Annotated in this window: 21 protein-coding genes; 16 read left to right on the top strand and 5 right to left on the bottom strand. The window is 69.5% G+C overall.

The features are described from left to right. Nucleotides 1–177 precede the first annotated feature (177 nt). Both IAE41_RS16990 and IAE41_RS16985 read right to left on the bottom strand, forming a co-directional pair. Nucleotides 178–1,308, bottom strand: coding sequence for a DUF3103 family protein (locus IAE41_RS16990; RefSeq protein ID WP_200733922.1), 1,131 nt, complete (start codon nucleotides 1,306–1,308; stop codon nucleotides 178–180). Nucleotides 1,309–1,497: 189 nt separating this feature from the next. After that, nucleotides 1,498–2,748, bottom strand: a complete 1,251-nt coding sequence (locus tag IAE41_RS16985; RefSeq protein ID WP_200733921.1) for a DUF819 family protein — start codon at nucleotides 2,746–2,748, stop codon at nucleotides 1,498–1,500. 166 nt (nucleotides 2,749–2,914) lie between these two features. On the opposite strand from IAE41_RS16985, the gene IAE41_RS16980 reads away from it, so the two are divergent. Further along, complete coding sequence (locus tag IAE41_RS16980) at nucleotides 2,915–3,304, top strand: VOC family protein (protein ID WP_200733920.1); 390 nt, start codon at nucleotides 2,915–2,917, stop codon at nucleotides 3,302–3,304. 15 nt (nucleotides 3,305–3,319) lie between these two features. Here IAE41_RS16980 and IAE41_RS16975 read toward each other — a convergent pair whose 3' ends face one another. Both IAE41_RS16975 and IAE41_RS16970 read right to left on the bottom strand, forming a co-directional pair. Next, the gene (locus IAE41_RS16975; RefSeq protein ID WP_200733919.1) at nucleotides 3,320–4,606 is read right to left on the bottom strand and encodes a HAMP domain-containing sensor histidine kinase; all 1,287 of its coding nucleotides are present in this window, start codon (nucleotides 4,604–4,606) and stop codon (nucleotides 3,320–3,322) included. Then, nucleotides 4,590–5,300 carry a response regulator transcription factor gene (locus IAE41_RS16970; protein ID WP_200733918.1) on the bottom strand — a complete coding sequence of 237 codons (711 nt, stop codon included), beginning with the start codon at nucleotides 5,298–5,300 and terminating at the stop codon, nucleotides 4,590–4,592. Before IAE41_RS16970 ends, IAE41_RS16975 begins: the two co-directional genes overlap by 17 nt. A 132-nt stretch (nucleotides 5,301–5,432) precedes the next feature. Between IAE41_RS16970 and IAE41_RS16965 the strand changes: the two genes are divergently transcribed. The 3 genes from IAE41_RS16965 to IAE41_RS16955 all read left to right on the top strand — a co-directional run bounded on the left by IAE41_RS16965 (nucleotide 5,433) and on the right by IAE41_RS16955 (nucleotide 9,661). Next, on the top strand, nucleotides 5,433–7,136 hold the full coding sequence (locus IAE41_RS16965) for a glycosyltransferase family 39 protein (protein ID WP_200733917.1): 1,704 nt from the start codon (nucleotides 5,433–5,435) through the stop codon (nucleotides 7,134–7,136). A 111-nt stretch (nucleotides 7,137–7,247) separates the two neighbouring features. Then, nucleotides 7,248–8,015, top strand: coding sequence for a phosphatase PAP2 family protein (locus IAE41_RS16960; RefSeq protein ID WP_200733916.1), 768 nt, complete (start codon nucleotides 7,248–7,250; stop codon nucleotides 8,013–8,015). Further along, nucleotides 8,012–9,661 (top strand): phosphoethanolamine--lipid A transferase, encoded by a 1,650-nt coding sequence (locus IAE41_RS16955; RefSeq protein WP_200733915.1) that lies wholly within the window; start codon nucleotides 8,012–8,014, stop codon nucleotides 9,659–9,661. The genes IAE41_RS16960 and IAE41_RS16955 overlap by 4 nt, the downstream gene beginning before the upstream one ends. 522 nt (nucleotides 9,662–10,183) lie before the next feature. Here IAE41_RS16955 and IAE41_RS16950 read toward each other — a convergent pair. Then, the gene (locus tag IAE41_RS16950; protein WP_200733914.1) at nucleotides 10,184–11,668 is read right to left on the bottom strand and encodes an AAA family ATPase; all 1,485 of its coding nucleotides are present in this window, start codon (nucleotides 11,666–11,668) and stop codon (nucleotides 10,184–10,186) included. A 123-nt stretch (nucleotides 11,669–11,791) separates the two neighbouring features. Between IAE41_RS16950 and IAE41_RS16945 the strand changes: the two genes are divergently transcribed. The 12 genes from IAE41_RS16945 (at nucleotide 11,792) to IAE41_RS16890 (ending at nucleotide 23,732) form a co-directional block, all read left to right on the top strand. Continuing rightward, nucleotides 11,792–12,421, top strand: a complete 630-nt coding sequence (locus tag IAE41_RS16945) for a ParA family protein (protein ID WP_108745648.1) — start codon at nucleotides 11,792–11,794, stop codon at nucleotides 12,419–12,421. A 49-nt stretch (nucleotides 12,422–12,470) separates the two neighbouring features. Continuing rightward, nucleotides 12,471–12,947, top strand: coding sequence for a histidine phosphatase family protein (locus IAE41_RS16940; protein ID WP_079224644.1), 477 nt, complete (start codon nucleotides 12,471–12,473; stop codon nucleotides 12,945–12,947). Nucleotides 12,948–12,951: 4 nt separating this feature from the next. Continuing rightward, a complete protein-coding gene (locus IAE41_RS16935) occupies nucleotides 12,952–13,581 on the top strand; it encodes a YceI family protein (RefSeq protein ID WP_200733913.1) in 630 nt (209 codons plus the stop codon). Continuing rightward, on the top strand, nucleotides 13,578–15,665 hold the full coding sequence (locus IAE41_RS16930) for a phospholipase D family protein (RefSeq protein WP_200733912.1): 2,088 nt from the start codon (nucleotides 13,578–13,580) through the stop codon (nucleotides 15,663–15,665). The genes IAE41_RS16935 and IAE41_RS16930 overlap by 4 nt, the downstream gene beginning before the upstream one ends. Nucleotides 15,666–15,675: 10 nt before the next feature. Further along, complete coding sequence (locus tag IAE41_RS16925; protein WP_200733911.1) at nucleotides 15,676–16,110, top strand: hotdog fold thioesterase; 435 nt, start codon at nucleotides 15,676–15,678, stop codon at nucleotides 16,108–16,110. Nucleotides 16,111–16,115: 5 nt separating this feature from the next. Beyond that, nucleotides 16,116–17,135 (top strand): 3-oxoacyl-[acyl-carrier-protein] synthase III C-terminal domain-containing protein, encoded by a 1,020-nt coding sequence (locus IAE41_RS16920; protein ID WP_200733910.1) that lies wholly within the window; start codon nucleotides 16,116–16,118, stop codon nucleotides 17,133–17,135. Next, nucleotides 17,135–18,157, top strand: a complete 1,023-nt coding sequence (locus IAE41_RS16915; RefSeq protein WP_200733909.1) for an NAD(P)-dependent oxidoreductase — start codon at nucleotides 17,135–17,137, stop codon at nucleotides 18,155–18,157. Before IAE41_RS16920 ends, IAE41_RS16915 begins: the two co-directional genes overlap by 1 nt. Further along, nucleotides 18,144–18,977, top strand: a complete 834-nt coding sequence (locus IAE41_RS16910; protein WP_200733908.1) for an MBL fold metallo-hydrolase — start codon at nucleotides 18,144–18,146, stop codon at nucleotides 18,975–18,977. The genes IAE41_RS16915 and IAE41_RS16910 overlap by 14 nt, the downstream gene beginning before the upstream one ends. A gap of 172 nt (nucleotides 18,978–19,149) precedes the next feature. Beyond that, nucleotides 19,150–19,941 (top strand): lysophospholipid acyltransferase family protein, encoded by a 792-nt coding sequence (locus IAE41_RS16905; RefSeq protein WP_079224657.1) that lies wholly within the window; start codon nucleotides 19,150–19,152, stop codon nucleotides 19,939–19,941. Between the two features lie 52 nt (nucleotides 19,942–19,993). Then, complete coding sequence (locus IAE41_RS16900; protein WP_200733923.1) at nucleotides 19,994–20,983, top strand: alpha/beta fold hydrolase; 990 nt, start codon at nucleotides 19,994–19,996, stop codon at nucleotides 20,981–20,983. A gap of 56 nt (nucleotides 20,984–21,039) precedes the next feature. After that, nucleotides 21,040–23,112 (top strand): tetratricopeptide repeat protein, encoded by a 2,073-nt coding sequence (locus tag IAE41_RS16895; RefSeq protein ID WP_200733907.1) that lies wholly within the window; start codon nucleotides 21,040–21,042, stop codon nucleotides 23,110–23,112. Nucleotides 23,113–23,123: 11 nt separating this feature from the next. After that, the gene (locus IAE41_RS16890; protein ID WP_200733906.1) at nucleotides 23,124–23,732 is read left to right on the top strand and encodes a YbhB/YbcL family Raf kinase inhibitor-like protein; all 609 of its coding nucleotides are present in this window, start codon (nucleotides 23,124–23,126) and stop codon (nucleotides 23,730–23,732) included. The last annotated feature ends 120 nt before the right edge of the window (nucleotides 23,733–23,852 follow it).

Raw genomic sequence — 23,852 nt, 5'->3', positions numbered from 1 at the left:
TGGCGGGGTGGGTCCGGTTGAGGGGGTGTGAGCCGCATGGATGCGGCGACCAAGCCTACATGGACGTATTTACGGCGTCCCCGCACACCCACAGTGCCCCGCCATCCCACGGAATGCCGCTTTTGATCTTGCTTGGGCTTCGGCCTCTGCGGGTGCAGGGCTGCAAGCCCTGCCTACCTACTCCACCAGGGTGATGGGGGTGAGCGTGACCTTGGCGTTGTTGGCTGCCCCCATGCGATCGGTGTAGGCCTGCCCGCGCTGCAGCAGGTAGAAGCTGTCCAGGTAGTCGATATCGTTGGCGAACCAGGACGACGGCATGGCATTGAGGATGGCACCGGCGATGTCGGCGATGACCGCGTACTCCGGCGCGAACACGCCCAGCGCGGTCTTCACCCCGGTGGTCAACGCCACCAGCAGTTCCTGGTAGTTGGTATCGCCGTCATCCTCGAACAGCTGCACGTTGGCGGCGTTGAAACGGTAGTTGCCCCAGATCACCAGCGCCTGCTGCGGGGTGTAATCGGTGTTGTCATAGTCCAGGTACGGCATGTCGACGGTGACCATTTCCGGCTCGCTCTTGTCGACCTGCAAGCCGGAAACGACGGCGAACACTTCCGCCGCACCCAGTGCCCACGGCTCCTGGTCATCGGCCAGGCGGATGCGATCCAACCGGGTGATGTCCAACGACGCGCTGGCGCCATTGGCAGCGATGCTGATGCGCTCGGGGGACTGCAGGCCGCGTTCGCGCAGGCCGGCGTTGACCAGGGCCATGCCCTCGGCCACCGAGCGGCGGGTATCGACATCGACGATCAGCACGGGGAAGTCCGGCGCCTGCTTCGCATCCAGCAGGTGCGCGCGGCCCTGTGCGTCATAGGCGGTCAGCGTGGTCCAGTCGCGGTCATTGCCGCGTGGCAGGCTGGCCACCCACAGCTGGCGCGGCGCGATGGCATCCAGTGATGCGCCTTCGGGCACATAGGCGCGCAGTTGCAGCAGCGCAGGCCCCTGCTCCGGCAGGCCCTTGCGCAACCGCAGCTGGCCATCCTGCCGGGCCACGCTGCTGCTGGCCAACGTCCGCGCCTGCGGATCGAAACGCGCCACCACCTGCTGCAGGGCGACGCCACGTTCCGGTGCCGCACGCAGGGCCGACCGCGCGGCGTCGGCAAAGCCCGGTTGTGCGATGAGCGCGGCGACGTCGCGCGCACTCGCATCGGTGATCGCCTGCACATCGGCAGGCCGCGCCTGCAGGGGTGCCTGCGCCAGCGCCGAAGCACTACCCAGCATCAGCGCCAGCAGCGCCGACGCACGAAACATCCATTGATTCGTCATGAACCCACCTGTCGGGAAGGCTGGCAGCCGCCAGCGGAGGCTGCGCCGCGAGCCCCCTGCTTCCCCACGCGACGCATGCCGCCACGCTACGTGCCCTGCCGCCGATAATCCGTTATCGGCCGCACAGTTCCGGCAGTGGTAGGCGCCGGATGCGTCATGCCCGGCAACACGAGATCAGCCGTTGGCCATCCACTTCAGGATCAGACCGGTGACGTAGGCCAGGCCGGTACCGGTGGCGTACCCCACCGTGCCCAGCAGCACGCCCACCGGCGCCAGCGAGGGATGGAATGCCGCCGCCACCACCGGTGCCGACGCCGCCGCACCGATGTTGCCCTGCGACCCGATAGCGAAGAAGAACAGCGGCGCACGCAGCAGTTTGGCCACGATCCACAGCACCAGCACGTGGGTCGCCATCCAGATGGCGCCGAGCAGGAACAGCCACGGCCGGTCCAGGAGCGACAGCAGGTTCATCTGCATGCCGATGCAGGCGATCAGGAAATACAGGAACACGGTGCCCAGTCGCGAGGCACCGGCCGCTTCCAGCCGGCGCGCGCGGGTGAAGCTCAGGCCCAGGCCCATCGCCGTGGACAACAGGATGACCCAGACGAACTGGCTGTCCAGGCTGAACTGGCTGGCCCAGCTGATGTTGGCCTTGAACCAGCCCGCCAGCGGCGCGGCGATGGCATGCGCCAGGCCGACACCCCCGAGCGCCACCCCGACGATGATCATCAGGTCGGTCATGCTGGGAATGCGGGCGTTCTGCGCGTCATAGGCACTGATGCGCGCCTTCATCTCGTCGATGGCGCGGGTGTCGGCGCCATTGCGCGTATCGATCTGCTGCGCGCGGTTGGCCAGGAACAGCAGGATCGCCATCCACAGGCTGGCACAGGCCACGTCGACCACCGCGAACTGGCCGAAGGTGGTGGCATCGGTGCCAAATACCTCGCGCATGGCCACCATGTTGGCGCCGCCACCGATCCAGCTGCCGGCCAGCGCGGCCATGCCTGCCCAGGTGTCGCCGGCCACCGTTTCCGGGTGGATCAGCTTCATCACCTGGAAGGAGACGATGGCGCCCAGCATGATGCCGGCGGTACCGGCGCAGAACACGACCAGCAGCTTGGGGCCAAGCTTGGCGATGCCCTTCAGGTCGATCGACAGCGTCAGCAGGACCAGCGCCGCCGGCAGCAGCACGTCGCGGGCCACCGGGTTGTACAGCGCGGTGTTGTGGCCGTCGATGACACCGGCAGTGTTGTAGATGGCGGGAATGAAGTAGCACAGCAGCAGGGACGGCACCCAGGCGAAGATCTTCTTCAGCAGGGGGGTCGGGCCGCTGGCGGCCCAGAAGATCAGGGCAAGGGTGGCGGCAATCAGGCCGAGGCCCACGATGTCGTTGCTGATCAGGGCAGTAGCGGGTTCGGTCGGCATGGGATCCTCTGTCGATCGAAAGAGCGGAAAAAAAACGCCGCAGGATGCGGCGTTGCCCGAGATTAACATCGCCTTCACGCCGGGTCATGCTGCGCTGCTTGCCGCAGCACGACGTCGTGCCCAGAATTGCCCCATCCCCCACGGCACATCGCCATCGGAGCCTGTCATGCAACTGGGTGCTTTCTCGGTCAGCCTGTCAGTGAAGGATCTGGCGGCGTCGCGTGCGTTCTACGAAGCCCTGGGCTTCGTGGTGAGCGGCGGTGATGCGGCACGCAACTGGCTGGTGCTGCGCAACGATGGCATCGTGATCGGCCTGTTCCAGGGCATGTTCGAAGGCAACCTGCTGACCTTCAACCCGGGCTGGGACCAGTACCGGCAGGAACTGGGCCAGTTCCAGGACGTGCGCGAACTGCAGGATGCGCTGGATGCACAGGGCATCGAGCTGACGACACGCACCGATCCCGATGGCCAGGGCACCGGCTACCTGCAGCTGGCCGATCCTGATGGCAATGTGATCCTGATCGACCAGCACGTGGAGCGCCCGAAGGCCCGGTGAGGGAAAGTCGACCGGTCAGCCCGGACGCGAGGCGCCGAAGTCGAGGGTGACCCGCGTGCCGCGCGGCTCGACCGGTTGCAGGTGCAGGGTCCAGCCCAGGTGTTCGCACAGGCGGGCGATCAGGTCCAGGCCGATGCCGCCGCGGTCGGCACGCTCACCACGGGCCATGCGCGCGTGGATGGCAGCGATTTCCTCCGGCGCCATGCCATGGCCCGGGTCCTGCAGGGTCAGCACGGCCTGCGGGCTCAGGCGCAGTTCGATGTGGCCACGGCCACTGTTCTCGATGGCGTTGCGCAGCAGGTTGCCGATTGCGGCCTGCACCACGGCCAGCGGGGCCACGATGTCCACCGGTGCGGCCTGGATGCCGATGCTCAGGTCCTTGTCCCCGAGCAGGTGGCGATGGTCGGCGACGATCTCCGGCAGCAGCTGGTCCAGTGCGATGCGCTCGGCACGCGCGGCCAGCCGGGCCGGATCACGGGCCAGCACCAGCAGCAGCTCGATCAGCTGCTCCACGCCCTGCGCCGTACGCAGCACGCGCTGCATCTGCTGGCGTGCGCGCTCGGGCAGCCCCGGCTGTTCCAGCGCCAGTTCGGCCGCGCCGGTCATCACCGCGATGGGCGTGCGCAGCTCGTGACTGGCCGTACTGATGAACACCCGCTCGCGCTCGACGAACTGCTCGTTGCGGTCGAGGTAGTCGTTGAGCGCGTCGGCGATCGTGTGCAGTTCGGAGCTGCCGCGCGGGTCGACATCAATGCGTTGGCCCTGCTCGCCGGGCCGCAGCGCGCCGATGTGGTGGGCCAGCAGGCTGAGCGGGCGCACCACCCGTTCCATGCCGAAGGACGCCATCAGCACGGTGACGAAGACCATGATGATGCCGGCCAGCATCACCCAGCGCGTGGCGAACTGCTCCAGGTCGTGGAAGTCGGAGATGTCCAGCGCCAGCGCCACGCGCCCCATCGATGCAGTGTCGCGCACCATCACCGCGGTCTCGCGCTCGCCGACCATCACCCCGTCGTGCAGGCCCGGATGCAGGCCGCGCAGGGTGGCCGGCATGTTGGTCTCGTCGAAGCGGTAGAGGCTGAGCGTGTCCGAATCCTGCCAGTGGTACTGCGGCTCGTGCTCGGTGTGCTCGACGATGCTGTCCAGTTCGGAATTGAGCAGCGCGCGCCAGGCCGCATGCTCGGCGTGCTCGTGCACGTAGTTGCCGACGCTGAACACCGCCAGCGAGATCAGCGCCAGGTAGCCCAGCAGCCAGCCGATCACGCGCCGGTACAGCGGCCCCGGCTTACGCGCCTTCTTCATCGTTTCCATTGCCTGCACTGCCGCTGGCCGCCAACCGGTAGCCCACGCGCGGCAGGGTGTGGATCAGCTTGTCGTTGAAGGGGCCGTCCACGCTGCGGCGCAGTTCATAGACGTGCGAACGCAGCAGGTCGCCATCCGGCGGTTCGTCGCCCCACAGGGCGAACTCCAGCTGCTGGCGGGTGACCGCGCCGGGGCTGGCGCGCATCAGCACTTCCAGCAGCTTGCGGCAGGCCGGGTACAGGTGCAGCGCCTGGCCGCCACGCTGGGCCTCCAGGGTGGCCAGGTCCAGCACCAGGTCAGCCACCTGCAGGCGCTTGCGTGGGTTGCGCCCCTGCGCGCGCGTCAGCAGGGCCTCCAGCCGCACTTCCAGCTCGGGCAGGGCGAAGGGCTTGGTCAGGTAGTCGTCGGCGCCGGCGCGGAACCCGGCAATCTTGTCCGGCAGCTCGTCGCGGGCGGTCAGCATGATCACCGGCACTTCCGAACCCTGGTCCGCGCGCAGGCGGCGCAGCACTTCCGGCCCTTCCATGCGTGGCAGCATCCAGTCCAGGATGACCGCGTCGTAAGGGTGGCTGCCCGCCAGGTGCAGGCCGGTGATGCCATCGGGGGCCACGTCCAGCACGTGCCCGCGCGACTCGAAATAGTCGAACAGGTTGGCCACCAACTGGCGGTTGTCCTCGATCACCAACAGGCGCATGCACGGAATGTCCACGGAAGTTCGTACCATGGTAGCGCTGCCCATGTCGGAATGCGGTCGCCCTGCGCCCACCTCCGACGCCTTTCCCACGCCTGCCCTTCCACAATGGCCGTTTTGCTCCCGGAGCCCGCCGTGCCCGTAGCCCTGTCCCGCCGCTGGTTCCTGCCCCTGTTGTGGCTGCTCATGATCGCCTCGCTGGGCGCCGGCATCGGCATGCGCCAGCCGCAGCCGCCGGACGAGCCGCGCTTCGTGCTGGCCGCGCGCACCATGGTGGAAAGCGGGGAATGGCTGCTGCCGCACCGTGGCAGCGAGCTCTACGCGGAAAAGCCGCCGGTGTTCATGTGGCTGCAGGCGGTGGCCCACCAGGTGGTCGGCAGCTGGCAGTGGTCCTTCCTGCTGCCCTCGCTGCTGGCCGCCCTGCTGAGCCTGTGGCTGGTCTCGGACCTGGCGCGACGGCTGTGGTCGCCACGGCATTCGCTGTACGCGATGGCCGCGCTGTTCTGCACGCTGCAGTTCGGGCTGATGGCCAAGCGCGCACAGATCGACATGGTGCTGGTGGGAATGACCACCGTGGCCCTGTGGGGCCTGCTGCGCCATCTGGCTGAGCGCCGCAACCTGCCGGCGCTGTGGCTGGCCGGCTTCGCCGCCGGCCTGGGTACGGTCACCAAGGGCGTGGGCTTCCTGCCGCTGCTGATGGTGCTGCCGTGGTTCGGCTGGTGGCTGTACCAGCGCCGCCGCAGGCAGGCCGTCGCGGGCCCGCACCCGGCCACCCTGCTGTGGCTGGTGCCGGCATTCCTGCTGGGCGTGGCGGTGTGGCTGGCGCCGCTGGGCTGGGCGCTGCTGCACGAGCCCAGTGCATCGCTGCAGTCCTACGCGCACGAACTGCTGTTCAAGCAGACCGGCACGCGCTACGCCAACGCCTGGCATCACCGCCAGCCGGTCTGGTACTACCTGCAGGTGATCCTGACGCTGTGGCTGCCCGGCAGCCTGCTGCTGCCGCTGCTGGCCAGGCCGTGGTGGCGCCGCCTCCGCCGTGCCGACCGCCGGCAGTGGCTGCTGCTGGGCTGGGCGTTGCTGGTGCTGCTGTTCTTCACCGCCAGCCCGGGCAAGCGCGAGGTGTACGTGCTGCCGATGCTGCCGGCGATGGCGCTGGCCGTGGCCCCGCTGTTGCCGGGCCTGCTACGCCGCCTGTGCGTGCGCCGCTACCTGTTCGGCTACAGCCTGCTGCTGATGCTCGCCACCGGCACCTTGGGCGTGATGATGATGACCGACAGCCACTGGGCGCAGGCACAGCTGGCACGGCGGGCGATGCCCGATTCGCTGCTGCCGGTGCTGGGCAACGGCCTGCTGGTCTTCGCCATTGCCGTGGCCACGCTGGCGGTGTGGCTGCGCGTGCGCCGTGCGGCCGTGCTGGTCCTGCTTACCCACGGCATGCTGTGGATGCTCTATGGGCTGGTGCTGATGCCGACGCTGGACCCCTACGCCTCCGCCTCGTCGCTGATGCATCGCGTTGGCAAGCGGATCGGACCCGATGCCGAACTGGCCCTGGTCGCCTGGCGCGAACAGAACCTGCTGCAGGCCGACCGGCCGGTGCGCGAGTTCGGCTTCAAGCGCCCCTGGGCCGAGCAGTGGCACGATGCCGGCCCGTGGCTGGCCGAGGCCCCGGAAAAGCGCTGGGTGCTGGTGCTGGACAAGGCGATGAGCCCCTGCGTCGATCCGGCCCAGGTGGTCGACATCGGCATCGCCAACCGGAACCGCTGGCAACTGCTTCCGGGCAGTGCGTGGGACGCCCGCTGCCATGCCGAACGCGCCGGTGCATCGGAAGAAGAAGACTGAACCCTGGCTCGCGCCGGGACCGCATTAACCCGGCGCGAACGGATGTACGACCCTTCTCCGACATGAAGGTGACGAGCATGGCCGCGGATTCCTGTCATGGCCCCTTCCCGCATGCCCGCTCGTCCCCTTGTCCCGGCCTTTGCCTTCACGCCTTCGTGGCTCGCGTCGCGGTTTGCGCTGACGCATCTGCTGCTGCCCGTGGCCATCGGCCTTTCGCTGTTCACCCTGTTGATGGGCTTCGGCGGTGACCAGTGGGTGGCCGATCACCTGTTCCGGCTGGAAGGTGGCCATTGGGCGCTGCAGGATGCCTGGCTGACCCGTTCGGTCGTGCACAAGGGTGGCAAGTGGCTGAGCACCGCTGCGGCGCTGGTCGCGATCCTGCTGTGCTTCCACCACTGGCGCCGCGGCCGTGACCGCACCCTGCGCTGGGCGCTGCTCTATGTGGTGGCGGCCATGGCGCTGGGTACCGGCCTGATCTCGCTGCTGAAGGCGCTGGTGCCGATGGATTGCCCGTGGGACCTGCTGCGCTATGGCGGCCACGAGCCTTTCATCGGCCTGCTGGCCAGCCGCCCCGAGGGCATGGCCGCGCGCGCCTGTTTCCCGGCTGGCCATGCCAGCGCCGGTTACGCCTGGCTGTGCCTGTACTTCTTCGCCCTGCTCTGGCGCCCGGCCTGGCGCTGGGCCGGGCTGTGGATAGGCCTCGGCAGCGGCCTGGTGTTCGGCATCAGCCAGCAGCTGCGCGGCGCCCACTTCCTTTCGCATGACGTTGCCACGGCGTTGCTGTGTTGGCTGCTGTCGCTGGGCCTGTTCCTGATCACGGAGCGGCTGCTGGCCCGGCGCACTCAGGAACGTCCGACCCGCCAGGAGGCACGTGCATGAATGCATCGGTCCAACGTTCGTTCCGCCTGCCGGCGCTGGCCAGCCTTCGCCGCTGGCGCCCGCAGCTGTCCACCGAAGCGCTGATCGTGCTGACCAGCCTGTTCTTCGCCGTCGCCGGCAACGGCCTGTTCTGGCACAGCGCCATGGCCAGCCATCCCGGCAGCCTCCGCTACGCGCTGTCGCTGTTCCTGCTGCTGTTGGGCGCGCATGGCGTGCTGCTGGGCATCCTGGTGTGGCGCTGGAATGCCAAGGTGGTGACCAGCGTGCTGCTGCTGGTGACCGCCTTCGCCGCGCACTACATGAGCCAGTTCCACATCTACCTGGATGCGGACATGCTGCGCAACGTGCTGGCCACCGACCCGAAGGAAAGCCGCGAGCTGATGACGGTGTCGCTGGTGTGGCCGGTACTGCTGCTGGCGGTACTGCCCATGGCGCTGCTGTGGCGGGTGGAGCTGCGCCGCCGCAGCTGGGGCCGCGCCCTGCTGTGGCGCGCCGGCTTCCTGCTGGTGGCGGCGGTCACCGCCGTGGGTGGCGCGCTGATCTCGTTCCAGGATGTCTCGGCGCTGATGCGCAACCAGCGCGAAGTGCGCTACCTAGCCACCCCGGCCAACGTGCTGCTGGGCATGCCGCGCGCACTGCGCGGCGACAACCCGGTGCAGCGCGCACCGAAACTGCCGATCGGCACCGATGCCAAGGCCACCCCGCGCGCGCCGGCCAGCAAGCCGCGGCTGCTGGTGATCGTGATGGGCGAAACCGTGCGTGCGCAGGACTGGGGCCTCAACGGTGGGCGCAACACCACCCCGGAACTGGCGCAGGCACCGGTGATCAACTTCCCGGACATGCATTCGTGCGGCACCAGCACCGAAGTTTCGCTGCCGTGCCTGTTCTCGCCGTGGGGACGCCATGACTACGACGAAAAGAAGATCCGCGCCCACCAGTCGCTGTTGCACGTTCTGAACCGCGCCGGCATCGCGCCGCTGTGGCGTGACAACCAGTCCGGCTGCAAGGGCGTGTGCGAAGGCCTGGACTTCCAGTCACTGTCCGACGCGACCACGCCGGGCCTGTGTGCCGATGGCCGCTGCATGGACGAGATCCTGCTGCAGGACCTGGCCACGCAGGTGCGCGCCAAGCCCGGTGACCGCGTGGTGGTGCTGCACCAGCTGGGCAACCATGGCCCGGCCTACTTCGAGCGCTACCCGGCCGCCTTTGCCCGCTTCAAGCCGACCTGCGACACGCGTGACATCGGCCGTTGCACGCGCGAGGAAATCACCAACAGCTACGACAACGCGGTGCTCTACACCGACCACTTCCTGAGCAGGACGATCGGCACGCTGCAGGGCCTGCAGGACTACGACACGGCGATGATCTACCTGTCCGACCATGGTGAATCGCTGGGCGAGAAGGGCCTGTTCCTGCACGGCGTGCCCTACGCGATCGCGCCGGCCGAGCAGACCCGCGTGCCGATGACGATGTGGTTCTCGCCGGGCTTTGCCAGCAGCCGCGGGCTCGACCTGCAGTGCGTGCGCAAGCGTTCGGCGGCGTACACCGACCACGACAACCTGTTCCCGTCGGTGCTGGGGTTGATGCAGGTGAAGACGGCGCTGTACGAGCGCGACCGGGACCTGTTCGCCGGCTGCGAGAGCTGAGGGGGGGCTGGCAGGGCTTGCAGCCCTGCACCTGCTTCAAGCCAGAGCCGAAGCAACGTCAAAAGCCTGCATTCCGTGGGTTGGCGGGGTGGGTCCGGTTGAGGGGGACGCTGCAAGTACATCCATGTAAGCTCGGTCGCCGCATCCATGCGGCTCACACCCCCTCAACCGGACCCACCCCGCCTTCGACAGTTTCCCGCGGCTGTGGGTGGGTGCCGATCCAGGTTCTGCTCTGGTGGGTGCCGACCGTTGGTCGGCACATGAGCGAAGCGACCGGCTTTTGCTCCTGCTCTTCTTTTCTTCTCCGTGGCTGACCGCACACGGAAACTGTCAGGGGTCGGGCGGGTAGGTTGCGCGGGGGTGCGAGCGCCATGGATGGCGCTCACAAGCCTCCAGGGACGGATTCACGGCGTCCCCCGCGCGGCCTACCCGCCCGGCCCACTCGCAGCGCCAGTCGACTAACAGTCGACTTTACCCAACCAACAGCCACGAGGGGCTCCGCCGTTGGCCGGAAACAACCCCTCAGTCGTCCGCAGAAACGGTCCGCCCCGACGCCCACTCGCGCAATGCCGCCACCTGCTCGGCCATCAACACCGACAACGGCCGCGTCGCGCGGATCTCGGTCATCAGCAGCTCGGTATCCAACGGCCGCCCCTCGGCATGCGCCGAATACAGCCCCGCCACGATCGCCTGCTCGATCTCCGCGCCGGAAAACCCGTTCGCCGCCGCGGCCAGCGCCGGCAGGGCGAAATCATCCGCGTTGAGCTGGCGCCGGCCCAGGTGCAGCCGCAGCAGCTCCACCCGTACGTCCGGCGGCGGCAGGTCGACGAAGAAGATCTCGTCGAAACGCCCCTTGCGCAGCAGCTCGGCCGGCAGTTCGTGCACCTGGTTGGCGGTGGCCACGATGAACACCGGCGCCCTGCGCTCGGCCATCCACGTCAGCAGGTGGCCCAGCACGCGGCGCGACACGCCGCCATCGTCGCCACCGCTGGCCAGGCCCTTCTCGATCTCGTCCATCCACAGCACGCACGGGGCCAGCTGCTCGGCCGAGGCCAGCGCCTGGCGCAGGTTGGCTTCGGTCTCGCCGTGGTACTTGTTGTACAGCGCGCCCACGTCCAGGCGCAGCAGCGGCACGCCGAAGCCGGCCGCGGTGGCCTTGGCCAGCATCGACTTGCCGCAGCCCTGCACGCCCAGCAGCAGCATGCCGCGCGGCGGGTCCAGCCCGGCCGGGGCCGAGCCGGCGATGAAGGCCACCCGGCGCTGGTTGATCCAGCGCTTGAGCCGGTTGGCGCCAGCCACGTCGCCAAAGCGCGCGCTGTCATGTTCGAAGAACAGGTGGCCACTGCGGTTGAGCAGCTCGAACTTCAGCCGCGCCAGCTGCGGCAGGTCGTCGTCGCGCAGCGCGCCATCGGCATAGATCAGCTGGCGGGCGATGCGGCGGGCATCGACCAGGCTCAGGCCCTGCAGGTTCTTCAGGATCTTCTTGACCGCTTCGCTGTCCACTTCCACGCGCCGGCCGCCATGCTCGCGGGCATAGGCGTCGGCCTCCTCGCGCAGCATCTTCAGCAGGGCGTTGGCATCGGGCAGGCGCGGATTGAACCGCACCGCCAGCGCTTCCAGTTCGGCCGGCAGCTCGACCTTGGCGCCGATCAGCACCAGCACGTGCGGCTGGCTGTGGCGGCGCTGGATCAGGTCGCGCAGCGCACGCTGGTGGCTGGCGTAGCCGAGGTAGGGGTGGAAATCGAGCAGCAGGTAGATGCCGCGCTGTTCGGCCTGGCGGATCATCTGCAGGGCGGCGCTGGCATCGGGCGGGCCGATCGCATCGTCCTCGCGTTCCAGGTCGATGCGGCGCAGGCCCTCGGTGATCGACCAGCGGTGCAGGGCACGCCAGACGTGCATGAGCGTCTGCCGGAACAGTTCGACGATGCGGGCCTCGTCCTGGGTCTCGATCACGATCAGGGGGGTATTGGAGCGGATCAACGCGCTCAGGTCCTGCAGTTCGCTCATGCCGGTTCGATCCTTCGGGGGCGCCACGATAGCAAAGCCGTGGCAGATTGATTCAGGCCGTCTCTACCTTCCGTCACCATCGGCGGTGTACGCTCGGGGCACGTACCCGGAAGCGAGGCTGGCATGAAGACGATCCTGGTGGCCGGTTCCAAGGGCGGGGTGGGCAAGACCACCGTCGCCACCCACCTGGCCGCTTACGCGGCATTGCAGGGCAAGGCCACGGTGATCGCCGATGCCGACCCGCAGGGCTCCAGCACCCGCTGGGCGCAGCGCCGGGCCGGGCTGGACAGCGCCGTCCTGCCCATCGACGTATATCGAAAGAAGCAGTGGGCGCAGAAGCTGCCCGACGGCACCGATACCGTCATCATCGATGCACCCGCCGGCGCGCTGGCCGACGATATCCCCCATTTCCTCGATGCCGCCGATGCCGTGGTGGTGCCGGTGCTGCCCTCGGCGCTGGACATCGAAGCCATCGTCGGCTTCCTCAACAGCCTGGCGCAGAACCCGCGCGTGCACAGCCGCAAGCTGCCGGTGGGCCTGGTCCTCAACCGCACCAAGCCGTGGACCCAGACCTCGCAGCAGGCGCTGCAGATGCTGGGCGAGTGGCCCTACCCGGTGGTTGCCCAGCTGCGCGACAGCCAGAGCTACGTGGTGATGACCGGCCTCGGCCGCAGCCTGTTCGATTACCGCTCGGCCCAGGTGCGCGAGCACCAGGCCGACTGGGAGCCGCTGCTGGCCTGGTTGAAGCTGTGACGCGTACGTCACCCGTTTTACTGCACCCTCACTTTCATGGAACCTCGCGATGCGTGAACTGATCCTGCTGCGCCATGCCCATGCCGAACCGGCCACCCCCGGCCAGGCCGACCTCGATCGGCCGTTGTCGCCGGTGGGTCTTGCCGAAGCCGAGGCGGCCGGCAAGTGGATGAAGGAAAACAACCTGCTGCCGGACTGCGTGCTGTGCTCGCCGTCGCGGCGCACCCGCGAGACCCTGGAAGCAGTGCTGGCGACCATCGGCTACGTGGAAAAGCGCCTCGAAGACCGCATCTACGAAGCCACCCCCGGCACCCTGGCCGCGCTCGTGGATGAGCGCCGTGACCTCGACCGGGTGCTGATCGTCGGCCACAACCCCGGCCTGGAACGGCTGGTGGCGCTGATGACCGAAGGTACCAGCAGCGATTACCGGGGCATGCCGCCGGCTGCCGTGGCCGTGCTCGGGTTCCCGCGCGAGGCGGCGATCGAGCCGGGCGTGGCCAGCCTGAACGCCTTCTGGTGGCCGTGAGTCGATGATCCTGGCACGGCCCGGCCGCTGCCTGCTGCCGGTGCTGCTGGCCTGCAGCCCGGCCTGGGCTGCCCCGCCACCGCCCACGCCGCTGCCGCCGGTGGAAGCACTGGCGTCGGCCGCTTCGGCGCGCGTGCTGCACCTGGACCTGCAGCGTTCACGGATCGGCTTCGAGGTGCGCACCCGCTTCGGCCAGCGCATCGAAGGGCTGTTCCCGCATTTCGACGGGCGCGTCGAAGTGCTGTCCGATGGCCGCCACCAGGTGCACCTGAAGATGTTCACCCGTTCGGTGGAGATCCCGGGCAAGGAGCGCTACACCGGCTGGATGCGCGGGCCGGAGTTCTTCGATGCCGGGCGTTACCCGTCGGTGGAGTTCGACTCGCTGCCCTACTGGCCGGACACCATCGGTGACGGCGGCGACATCCAGGGCCGGCTCACCCTGCGCGGGGTCAGCCACCCGGAGACCCTGCGGGTGGAGAAAGCGGAATGTTCCCGACCCGGCTATGATTGCGATGTCGTCAGCCGCGGTACCGTGCAACGAGGCCGGTACGGCATGGACAGCTGGCAGCTTGCCTTGAGTGACCGAGTGACCTTCGTACTGCGAGCCCGCCTGAGCGAGGCGCCGAAACCGTGAATCTCCTGCTGCGTGTACTGGCGCTGGCAACCGTGTTGCTGGGCAGTGGCTGCGCGTCGCTGTCCAACGCCGAGCGCGACCGTGCCCAGGCGATCGCGGTGCAGGCCCGTTCGGCCCAGGTCGACTGCCAGCGCGCCGACCGCTGCGCGCAGGATTCGCCGCTGCGGGCCTTGGCCGGCCGCGCATTCAGCGAATCGACCGAAGCGCAGCCGCTGCATTACGCCACCCTGCTCGATGAAGGCGAGGGCGCCCTGGTCGCCCGCCTGAACCTGCTGCGCAGTGCCACCCGCAGCATCGACCTGCAGACCTACATCTTCGACAAGGACGACAGCGCCCGGCTGGTCATCGACGAACTGCTGGCCGCGTCGCGCCGCGGGGTGAAGGTGCGGGTGCTGATCGACCAGCTTTCGGCGATTTCCGACCTGGAGATCCTGGGGGCGCTGTCCGGCGCCCACCAGAACTTCGAACTGCGGGTCTACAACCCCACCTTCGGCAAGGCCCGGCTGAACTACTTCGACTATGCCGGCAGCGTGCTGTGCTGCTTCCGCCGCTTCAACCAGCGCATGCACAACAAGCTGCTGGTCATCGACGACGCGATCGGCGTGGTCGGCGGCCGCAATTACCAGGACGATTACTACGACTGGGACCGCGAGTACAACTTCCGCGACCGCGACGTGCTGATCGCCGGCCCGGAAGCGCGCGCGATGGCCGCCAACTTCGACGCGTTCTGGCGTGCGCCGCGCAGCGTGCCTGCCGAGCGCCTCAACGATGTCGGCCGTACGCTGCTCAAGCAGGGCGTGCCGGCCATGCCGCCGGCGCAGTTCCGCCGCCCCGAGCGGGTGGAGCGGGTCAGCGAGGAGGCCAGCGACAGCGATTTCGTCACCCGTTCGTTCGTCGATACCGCGCTGCCGGTGCACTCGGTGCGCTATGTGGCCGACCTGCCACGCAAGCACCGCCGCGAGCGCGCGGATGCACCGCTGGCCGGGCAGCACGTCACCGAACCGCAGCTGGATGCACTCATTTCCGGCGCGCAGAAGGAAGTGATCCTGCAGACGCCGTACCTGGTGCTGTCCAAGCCGGCGCAGAAGCTGTTCCGCGAGCTGCGCAAGCGGCCCGAGCCGCCGCGCGTGGTGGTGTCCAGCAACAGCCTGGCGGCCACCGACAACCCGATCGTGTATGCGCTGTCGTACAAGTACAAGCGGCGCAACATGCGCGAACTGGGCTTCAACATCTTCGAATACAAGCCGTTCCCGCTGGATGCGCCGGTGGACTACCGCAACCTGCTGCCCGACCCGCTGGGCAGCAGTGGCAGCGCCACGGCCGGCCAGGGCGTGCGCAACCCGTTGATCGGCGGCAGTGCGGCCGGCAGCAATGCCGGGGGCGGCGATGACGCGGCACCGGCCCCGCTGGCCGCCGCAGGCGAAGACGTGGACGCGCAGGACACGCGCCCGGCAGTGGAGCACCCGCGGCTGGGCAGCGCCTACGAAAACAGCCGCGCGCGCCGCCGTGCCGCCGGCAGCGAAGTGGAAACGCGCCTGCTGCGTACCGAGACGCGACCGTCGTTCCTGGGCAGCAAGGCCGTCAACAAGCCGCTGCCGGTCACCCGCAAGGGCGCGCGCATGGGCCTGCACGCCAAGTCGCTGGTGGTCGATCGCCGCATCGGCGTGGTCGGCACGCACAACTTCGATCCGCGCAGCGAGAACTACAACACCGAAGGCGCGGTGATCATCGATGACCCGGTGTTCGCCGAACAGCTGGCGCAGAGCATCCTGCGCGATACCCACCCGCAGAACTCCTGGACGGTGGCGCCGCGCGCCAAGCCGCCGGTGCTGTCCGGGCTGAACTACAGCGTGGGCAAGGCCTCCGAGGCGCTGCCCATCCTCGATTTCTGGCCGTGGCGCTACGCCACCGACTACGAGTTCCAGCCCGGCGTGGACTGCCCGCAGCCGCTGCCGCGGCAGAGCCCGGATTTCCACCGCTGCTACGTCCCCGTCGGTGATTTCCCCGAAGTGAACGTCGGCCCGAAGTGGCTGCTGGTGCGCATGCTGACGGCATTCGGCGCCGGCCTCGTCCCCATTCTCTGAAGGTACCCGCATGACCCAGGTGTTCCGCGAAGCCGTCTCCATCGACCAGCTCAACACGCTCAGCCGTGGCACGGCCATCGATACCCTGGGCATCACCTTCACCGCCGCCGGCGATGACTGGCTGCAGGCCACCATGCCGGTCGACGAGCGCACCCGCCAGCCGTACGGCATCCTGCACGGCGGCGCCTCGGTGGTGCTGGCCGAGACCCTGGGCAGCAGTGCCGGCAATCTCTGCGTGGATACCGGCAAGCAGGTCTGCGTGGGCCTGGAGATCAACGCCAACCACGTGCGCGCCGTGCGCAGCGGCATCGTCACCGGCACCGCGCGTGCAGTGCACGTGGGCCGCAGCACCCAGCTGTGGGAAATCCGCATTGAAGACGAACAGGGCCGGCTGGTGTGCATCTCGCGGTTGACCCTGGCGGTGGTGGCTGCAGGCCACGGCTGAGGCCGATGCCCGGCCCGTCTGCCCCTGCTGCGCTGCCGCTGCGGATCATCGCCAGCGGCGCCTACCTGCCACGCCTGCGCGTGCCATCGGAGCAGTTCGACCGGCGCTGGAACAAGCCGGCCGGCTGGGTCGAGCGGCACAGTGGCGTGGCCAGCCGCGGCCATGCGGCAGCCGATGAGCGCGCCTCGTGGATGGGCGCGCAGGCGGCACGGCAGGCCCTGCAGCAGGCCGCGCTGGCCGCCACCGATATCGACTGCATCGTCTCCGCCTGCGGGGTGATGGAGCAGGCCATTCCCTGCCAGGCCGTGCTGGTGCAGCGCGCCCTCGGCTTGGGCGACAGCGGCATCCCGTCCTTCGACGTCAACGCCACCTGCCTGGGCTTCGTGGTGGCGCTGGAAATGGCCGGCAGCCTGCTGGCGCTGGGCCGCTACCGCCGCGTGCTGATCGTCTGCAGCGATGTTCCCAGTGCCGGCCTCGACCCGGACGACCCGCTGACCGCACCGCTGTTCGGCGATGGCGCGGTGGCGATGCTGGTTGAACACGCCGCCGACGGCCAGGCCTCGGCGCTGCTGGCGACCCGCCTGCGCACCTATGGCGACGGCGCCGGACTGTGCCAGGTGCCGACCTGTGGCACCGGCATGCGCCTGTTCGAGGACGTCGATGCCTACCGTGCGGCCCATCATTTCCAGATGCAGGGCAAGGCGCTGTACCGCGAAGCCGCGCGGCGCCTGCCCGGCTTCCTGCAGGACCTGCTGGACAGCGCCGGCACCGCGCTGGACGCGTGCGATGTGATCGTGCCGCACCAGGCCAGCGGCCAGGCCCTGGACCACCTGCAGCGCGTGCTGGGCCTGCCGCCGCAGCGGCTGGTGCGCATCCTGCGCGAGCACGGCAACCAGCTGGCAGCGTCGTTGCCGATGGCCCTGCACCAGGCGCTCATCGACGGTCGCCTGCCGCGCGGCGGCCAGGCCCTGCTGATCGGCACCGGCGCCGGCCTGGCGCTGGGCGGCGCGGTACTGCGCTACTGATGCGCACGGTCCTGGTCACCGGCGCCAGTGGCTTCATCGGCCAGCATGTCGCGCTCGCGCTGGCGGCGCAGGGTTGGCAGGTGCGTGGCAGCGGGCGCGATGCGCGCCGGCTGCAGGCGCTGGCCGCGCACGGTATCGAGACCGCCAGCGCCGATCTCGCCCACGATGCGCTGGCGCCGCTGCTGCAGGGCTGCGATGCGGTCGTGCACTGCGCCGCGATGTCGCAACCCTGGGGCACGGCGGCCGCTTTCCAGCGGGCGAACGTGCTGGCCACCACCCGCCTGCTGCAGGCCGCACAGGCGGCCGGCGTCGCCCGCCTGGTCCACCTGGGGTCGCCCAGCATCTATTTCCGCTTCGCCGACCAGTACGGTCTGGATGAGCGCTTCCAGCCGCCACGGCGCTGGATCACCGAGTACGCCCGCAGCAAATGGGAATCGGAAGTGGCCGTGGCCGCTGCCGCACGCCAGGGGCTGCACACCGTGGTGCTGCGCCCGCGCGCGGTGTTCGGGCCGGGCGACCGCGCGATCCTGCCGCGCCTGCTGGCGGTGGCCGCCAGCGGCCGTTTCCCGCTGATCCACGGCGGCCGCGCGCTGATCGACGTCACCCCCATCGACGATGCAGTGCAGGCGGTGGGCCTGGCGCTGCAGGCCGATGCGCGCTGCAGCGGGCGCGCCTACAACATCAGTGCCGGCACGCCGCTGCACGTGCATGCGCTGGTCAACGGCCTGTTCGAGGCAATGGACCTGCAGGTGCGCCTGCGCACGGTGCCGCGCACGCTGGCACTGGCAGCGGCGGGGATGGCCGAGACCGCGGCCCGCCTGCGGCCCGGGCGCCCCGAGCCGCGCCTGACCCGCTATGGCGTGGGCGTGCTGGGCTACTCGCAGACCTTGGACATCAGCGCGGCGCGGCGTGACCTGGGCTACGACCCGCGCACCGGCGTGCAGGCGGCCCTGCAGGCCTTCGCCGCGCACTGGAAGCAGCACGCGTGCAACCAGCACGGGGGCACCGATGGCACGGCTTGAGTGGGAACTGATCGAGGCCGGCCACTGCGTGCACCCGCAGCGCGCCGTCCGCCAGGGTGCCAGCTGGCATCGCTGCGAATTCCCCGCGCTGGTAGCCCTGCTGCACCACCCGCAGCGCGGGCCGATCCTGTTCGATACGGGCTACTCGGATGCGTTCCTGCAGGCCACCGCGCGCTTCCCGGAGCGCCTCTACCGCTGGGTCACGCCGGTGCACCTGGGCCCGGGCCAGAGCGTGCGCGCGCAGCTGCAGCAGCGCGGCATCGCCGCAGCCGACATCGGCCTGGTGGTGCTCTCGCACCTGCATGGTGACCACGTCGGTGGCGTGCTCGATTTCCCCGGGGTGCCGCTGCTGTGTTCGCGCGCGGCATGGCAGGACCAGGCCGCGCGCGGGCGCCTGCGCGCGCTCAGCGTGGGCCTGCTGCCGGCGCTGACCCGCGATGCGGCGCCACGCATGGCCTGGTTGGAAAGCCTGCCGGAGGTGGACCTGCCGCGCCCCTTCGATGCCTTTGGCCGCGGCCGCGACGTGCTGGGTGACCGCAGCGTGCTGGCGGTGCCGCTGCCGGGCCACGCGGTGGGCCAGCATGGCCTGCTGTTCGAAGGTGCCGATGGCCGCCCGGTGTTCCTGGTGGCCGACGCGGCCTGGTCCAGCGCTGCCATCACCGATGGCGTGCCACCACCGCGCCTGGTCACCGCCCTGCTGGGCCACACCGCCACTTACCGGCAGACCCTGCAGCGGCTGCAGCACACCCAGCGCCAGGTCAGCGACCTGCAGCTGGTGCCGGCCCATTGCGGCCAGTGGCGGCCCCCCGCCAACCCGTAGAGTCGAGCTTGCTCGACTGTTGCCAGGCCCGGCCAGTCGAGCAAGCTCGACTCTACGAGCCTGCCGCCAGCCCCGCCAACAGGACACCGTGTTCCCGCCCATGGCCGCGGTCAATAGGACTTATGGCCAGAATCGGCTGGCAGCCGCTGCAGCCCTCCGGTATCGTGCGCGGATGACTTCCCCCACTCCGGCCCCCCGTGGCGGCGTGGCGCGTGTGTGCCGTTACCTGTACCGCGTACCGCTGCTGTTGGTCCACATCCTCGTGTTCCTGCCGTTGATCCTGATCGGCATGCTTCCGCCGTGGGGCGAACTGCGCGTGGGCGACGCCACCTTCGGTGCCAAGGTCGTCAACTGGTGGCAGGGCGGCCTGATGTGGATCTTCGGCTTCCGCCTGGCGCAGATCGGCACGCCGCTGCCGGGCGCGGTGCTGTTCGTCGCCAACCACGTCAGCTGGGTGGATATCTCCATCCTGCACAGCCAGCGCATGATGGGCTTCGTCGCCAAGCGCGAGATCGCCAGCTGGCCGGTGGTGGGCTGGCTGGCCGCGCGCGGGCAGACCATCTTCCACCAGCGTGGCAACACCGAGTCGCTCGGTGGGGTGATGCAGGTGATGGCCGACCGCCTGCGCGATGGCAAGGCGGTGGGCGTGTTCCCGGAAGGGCGTACCCGTGGCGGCCACGAAGTGGGCCCGTTCCATGCGCGCATCTTCCAGGCCGCGGTTGAAACCGGCGTGCCGGTGCAGCCGGTGGCCCTGGTCTACGGCACCGGTGGCGATGCCCAGACCATCGTGGCCTTCGGGCCGGGCGAGAGTTTCTTCGCCAATTTCCTGCGCCTGCTCGGTGAGCCGGCGCGACGTGCGGAAGTGCACTTCCTGGCACCGATCGGTGCCCAGGACCTGGAAGGCCGTCGACGCATCGCGGAAACCTCGCGCGCGCGCATCGTGGCGGCGATGAGCGGGGAGTGAGCGTGCGGTGGCACTGATCCCGCCACCCCTGCTGGACGCCGGCACGCCGACGCTGCATGCGGCTGACTACCAGCCGCCGCGCTGGCTGCGCAATCCGCACCTGCAGTCCATGCTCAGCTCCAGCCGCATGCGCCTCCAGCGCGGCCTGCTGCTGCTGGCCGCCACCGGTGCGGTCAGTGAAGAACTGATCCTCGATGGCGGCGACGGCGTGCGCCTGCAGGGCTGGCACAGCCACATCGAAGGCCGCGAGCCGAAGGGCATGGCCCTGCTGCTGCATGGCTGGGAAGGCAGCGCCGAATCCAGCTACATGCGCATGGCGGCCGCGCGCATGATCGACCAGGGCTTCGACGTGGTGCGGCTGAACTTCCGCGACCACGGCAACACCCACCACCTCAACCCCGGCATCTTCCACTCCAACCGCATCGATGAAGTGGTGCAGGCGGCCGGTGACATCGCCCGGCGCTGGCCGGACCTGCCGCTGGTGGCGGCGGGCTACTCGCTGGGCGGCAACTTCGTGCTGCGCCTGGCCCTGCGCGCGCCGGCGGCCGGCGTGCCGCTGCAGCGGGTGGCCTCGGTGTGCCCGGTGCTGGACCCGGCGCTGACCATGGACAGCATCGAGAGCGGCCCGGCGATGTACGACTGGTACTTCCGCCGCAAGTGGGCCGGCTCGCTGCGCCGCAAGCGCGACCTGTTCCCCGAACTGAGCGACTGCGACGACCGCGTGCTGAAGCTGGACATCCGCGCGCTGACCGCGTGGCTGGTGGAACGGCATACCGATTTCGGCTCGCTGCAGGCGTACTTCGATGGCTACTCGATTGCGGGCGATCGCCTGTCCACCCTGCAGGTGCCGGCCGACATCCTGATGTCCCAGGATGATCCGGTCATTCCCTATGCCACCTTCAGCAACTGGCAGCTGCCGCAGCAGGCGCGGCTGGAAACCGCCTGCTGGGGCGGCCACTGCGGGTTCCTGGAAAACTGGCGCGGCGACGGCTTCTCCGAACGCTGGGTGGCCCAGCGCCTGCAGCGGGTGCTGGCGGGCTGAACCGGTGCCGGCGCGCAGCCCGCTACAATGCGGGTTTGCCATTGAAGCGGACTGCCATGCAAGACCAGATCCTCCAGGCCCTGCGCCAGAACGATGCCGCACAGGCCGTGCAGCTGGCACAGGCGTGGGTGCACGACGAACCCGGCCAGGCCCAGGCCCACCGCTGGCTGGCGCTTGCGCTGCAGCAGCAGGACCAGCCCGAAGCCGCAATGGAAGCCCTGCAGCAGGCACTGCAGCTGGCCCCGGACGATGCACAGCTGCACCTGCAGCAGGCCGGCCTGCTGCTGGCCCAGCATCGCTTCGAAGGCGCCGACGAAGCACTGCTGCGCACCACCGAACTCAACCCGAACGCCTTCGAGGCCTACCTGATGCAGGCGCATCTGGCGATCGGCCGCAATGACATCGATACCGCCGCGCGGCAGGCCACGATGGCCGCCAGGCTGGAGCCGGAACATCCGGAAGTGATGGCGCTGCAGGGCATGGTGGCCCTGTACCGCGACGACGCCGACCGTGCCGTGCAGCTGCTGTCCGAAGCCGCCCGGCAGATGCCCAACGACCCGCGCGTGCTGTATGCACTGGGCTCGGCCTACCAGGCCAAGGACATGCTGGCCTTCGCCGAGCAGGCCTTCCGACGCGTGATCGAGATCAACCCGAAGATGACCAGCCTGCATGGCCAGGTGGTGCAGCTGGCGCTGCGCCAGGGCAATGTCGAGGCCGCCCACCAGCAGCTGCAACAGGCGCTGCAGGTGCCGGGCCTGGATACGCCGGCGCTGCAGCGGCTGGGCGCGGAGATCGCGCTGCAGGCCGACCAGCCGATGCAGGCACTGGAGCAGCTGCGGCCGATGCTGAAGGCCAACCCGGACGACCGTCGCACGGTGGAGCTGCTGCTGGCCTGCTGGCAGCGCCTGGGCCGCGAAGAAGAAGCCCGCACCGAACTGGACGCCGTACTGGCCGAGCACACCCAGCTGCCGCACCTGTGGCTGGCGCGGCTGGCACCGGAGGGCTTCGGCAGCCCGGGCGCGGTGGCCGTGGCCGATCGCTGGATCGAGGCCATGCCCGAGTTCGTGCCCGCCTTGGAAGCGCGCCTGCGCCTGCATGAAGCGGCCGGCGAAGGCGACGCCGTGGAGGCGATCGCCCGTCGCATCATCGCCGTGGAGCCGGGCCGCATCAGTGGCGAAACCCGCCTGGTCGCCGCGCTGCTGGCGCGTGATCCGGCGGCAGCCGTCGCCCACGTGCAGGGCCTGATCGACACGGCGCCTGAAGGCCGCCGCATCGAGCTGCGCACCTGGCTGGGCGAAATCCTGGACCAGGCCGGGCAGCCGCGTGACGCGCTGCGCACCTGGCTGGAACTGCAGGCCGAACAGAGCGCGCAGCGGCTGCCGCTGCCGCCGCAGGCCAAGGCGCCGCCGAGCTGGCCCGACCTCGGCGAGGTCGATGCAGAAAGTGCTGCATCCGCGCCGATCTTCCTGTGGGGCGCACCGGGCTCGGGCGTGGAACGCGTGGCGGTCACCCTCACCGGGGCCAGCCCGGTGATGCGCAGCGACCGCTTCGGCCATACCCCGCCGGATGACGCCTTCCAGAACTACTTCACCCTGCAGAAGCTGGCCTCGGGCGACCTCAGCCCGGACGGCCTGGTGAGCGGCTGGCGTGACACGCTGCGCAAGCGCGGCCTGCAGAACGACACCGTCATCGACTGGCTGCTGTGGTGGGACAACGCCCTGCTGTGGTCGCTGCGCCCGCACCTCCCGCAGGGCCGCCTGCTGGTGGTGCTGCGCGACCCGCGCGACATGCTGCTGGACTGGATCGCCTACGGCGCGCCGGCCCCGTTCGCGGTCAACAACGTGGCCGAAGTGGCGGAATGGCTGGCCCGTTCGATGGCCCAGGTGGCCACCCTGCACGAACAGGACCTGTACCCGCACCTGCTGATGCGCATGGACGACGTGGGCGATGACCCGCGCGTGGTTGCCGGCATGCTGCAGGAGCTGTTCAACACCTCCATCCCGCCGGCCGAGCGCATCGGCCCGCCGCGTTTCCCGGCCGGCCACTGGCGCCACTACCGCGACGTCATGAGTGCCGCGTTCGATCTGCTGACCCCGGTCGCGGTGCGACTGGGCTATCCCGAAGCGTAAGGAGCCATTGCATGCAGTTGAACAGCAACAGCATCACCCCCGGAACCCCGATCGACCGCGAGTTCGCAGCCGGTGATGCCGACGGCTTCGCGCCGGACCGCAACCCGCACCTGGCGTGGAGTGGCGTGCCCGATGGCACGCGCTCGTTCCTGCTGGTGTGCGTCGACCCGGACGTGCCGACCGTGCCGGACACGGTCGGCCGCACCGACATGACCGTGCCGCGCGACCAGCCGCGCTGCGATTTCGTGCACTGGGTGATGGCCGATATCCCGGCCTCGGTGCAGGAGATCGCCGCGGGCAGCTGCAGCGATGGCTTCGTTGCCAAGGGCAAGCCGGCACCGGCCGGCCCGGCGGGCAGCCGCCAGGGCGTGAACGACTTCACCGGCTGGTTTGCCGGCAACCCGGACATGGCTGGCGACTACCTGGGCTACGACGGCCCGTACCCGCCGTTCAACGACGAACGCGTGCATCGCTACTTCTTCCGCGTGTTCGCGCTGGACGTGGCGACGCTCGACCTGCCGCAGCGCTTCACCGCCGCCGATGCCTACCGCGCCATGCACGGCCACGTGCTGGCCGAAGCCACGCTGCACGGCACCTACACGCTGAACCCCGCGCTGTAACCCAGGTAGCGCCGGCCGCTGGCCGGCGTTGCCTTTCCGGACGCTACGCAACTGCGTCGGGTGGTAGAGCCGGCCACCCGTCGGCATCCATCCACGCATGGCGTGGATCTACCGCTCTGG

Origin of the sequence: Stenotrophomonas sp. S39, assembly GCF_016624665.1 — a bacterium.
Taxonomy (GTDB): Bacteria; Pseudomonadota; Gammaproteobacteria; order Xanthomonadales; family Xanthomonadaceae; genus Stenotrophomonas.
This window is presented reverse-complemented; position numbering and strand designations above follow the sequence as displayed.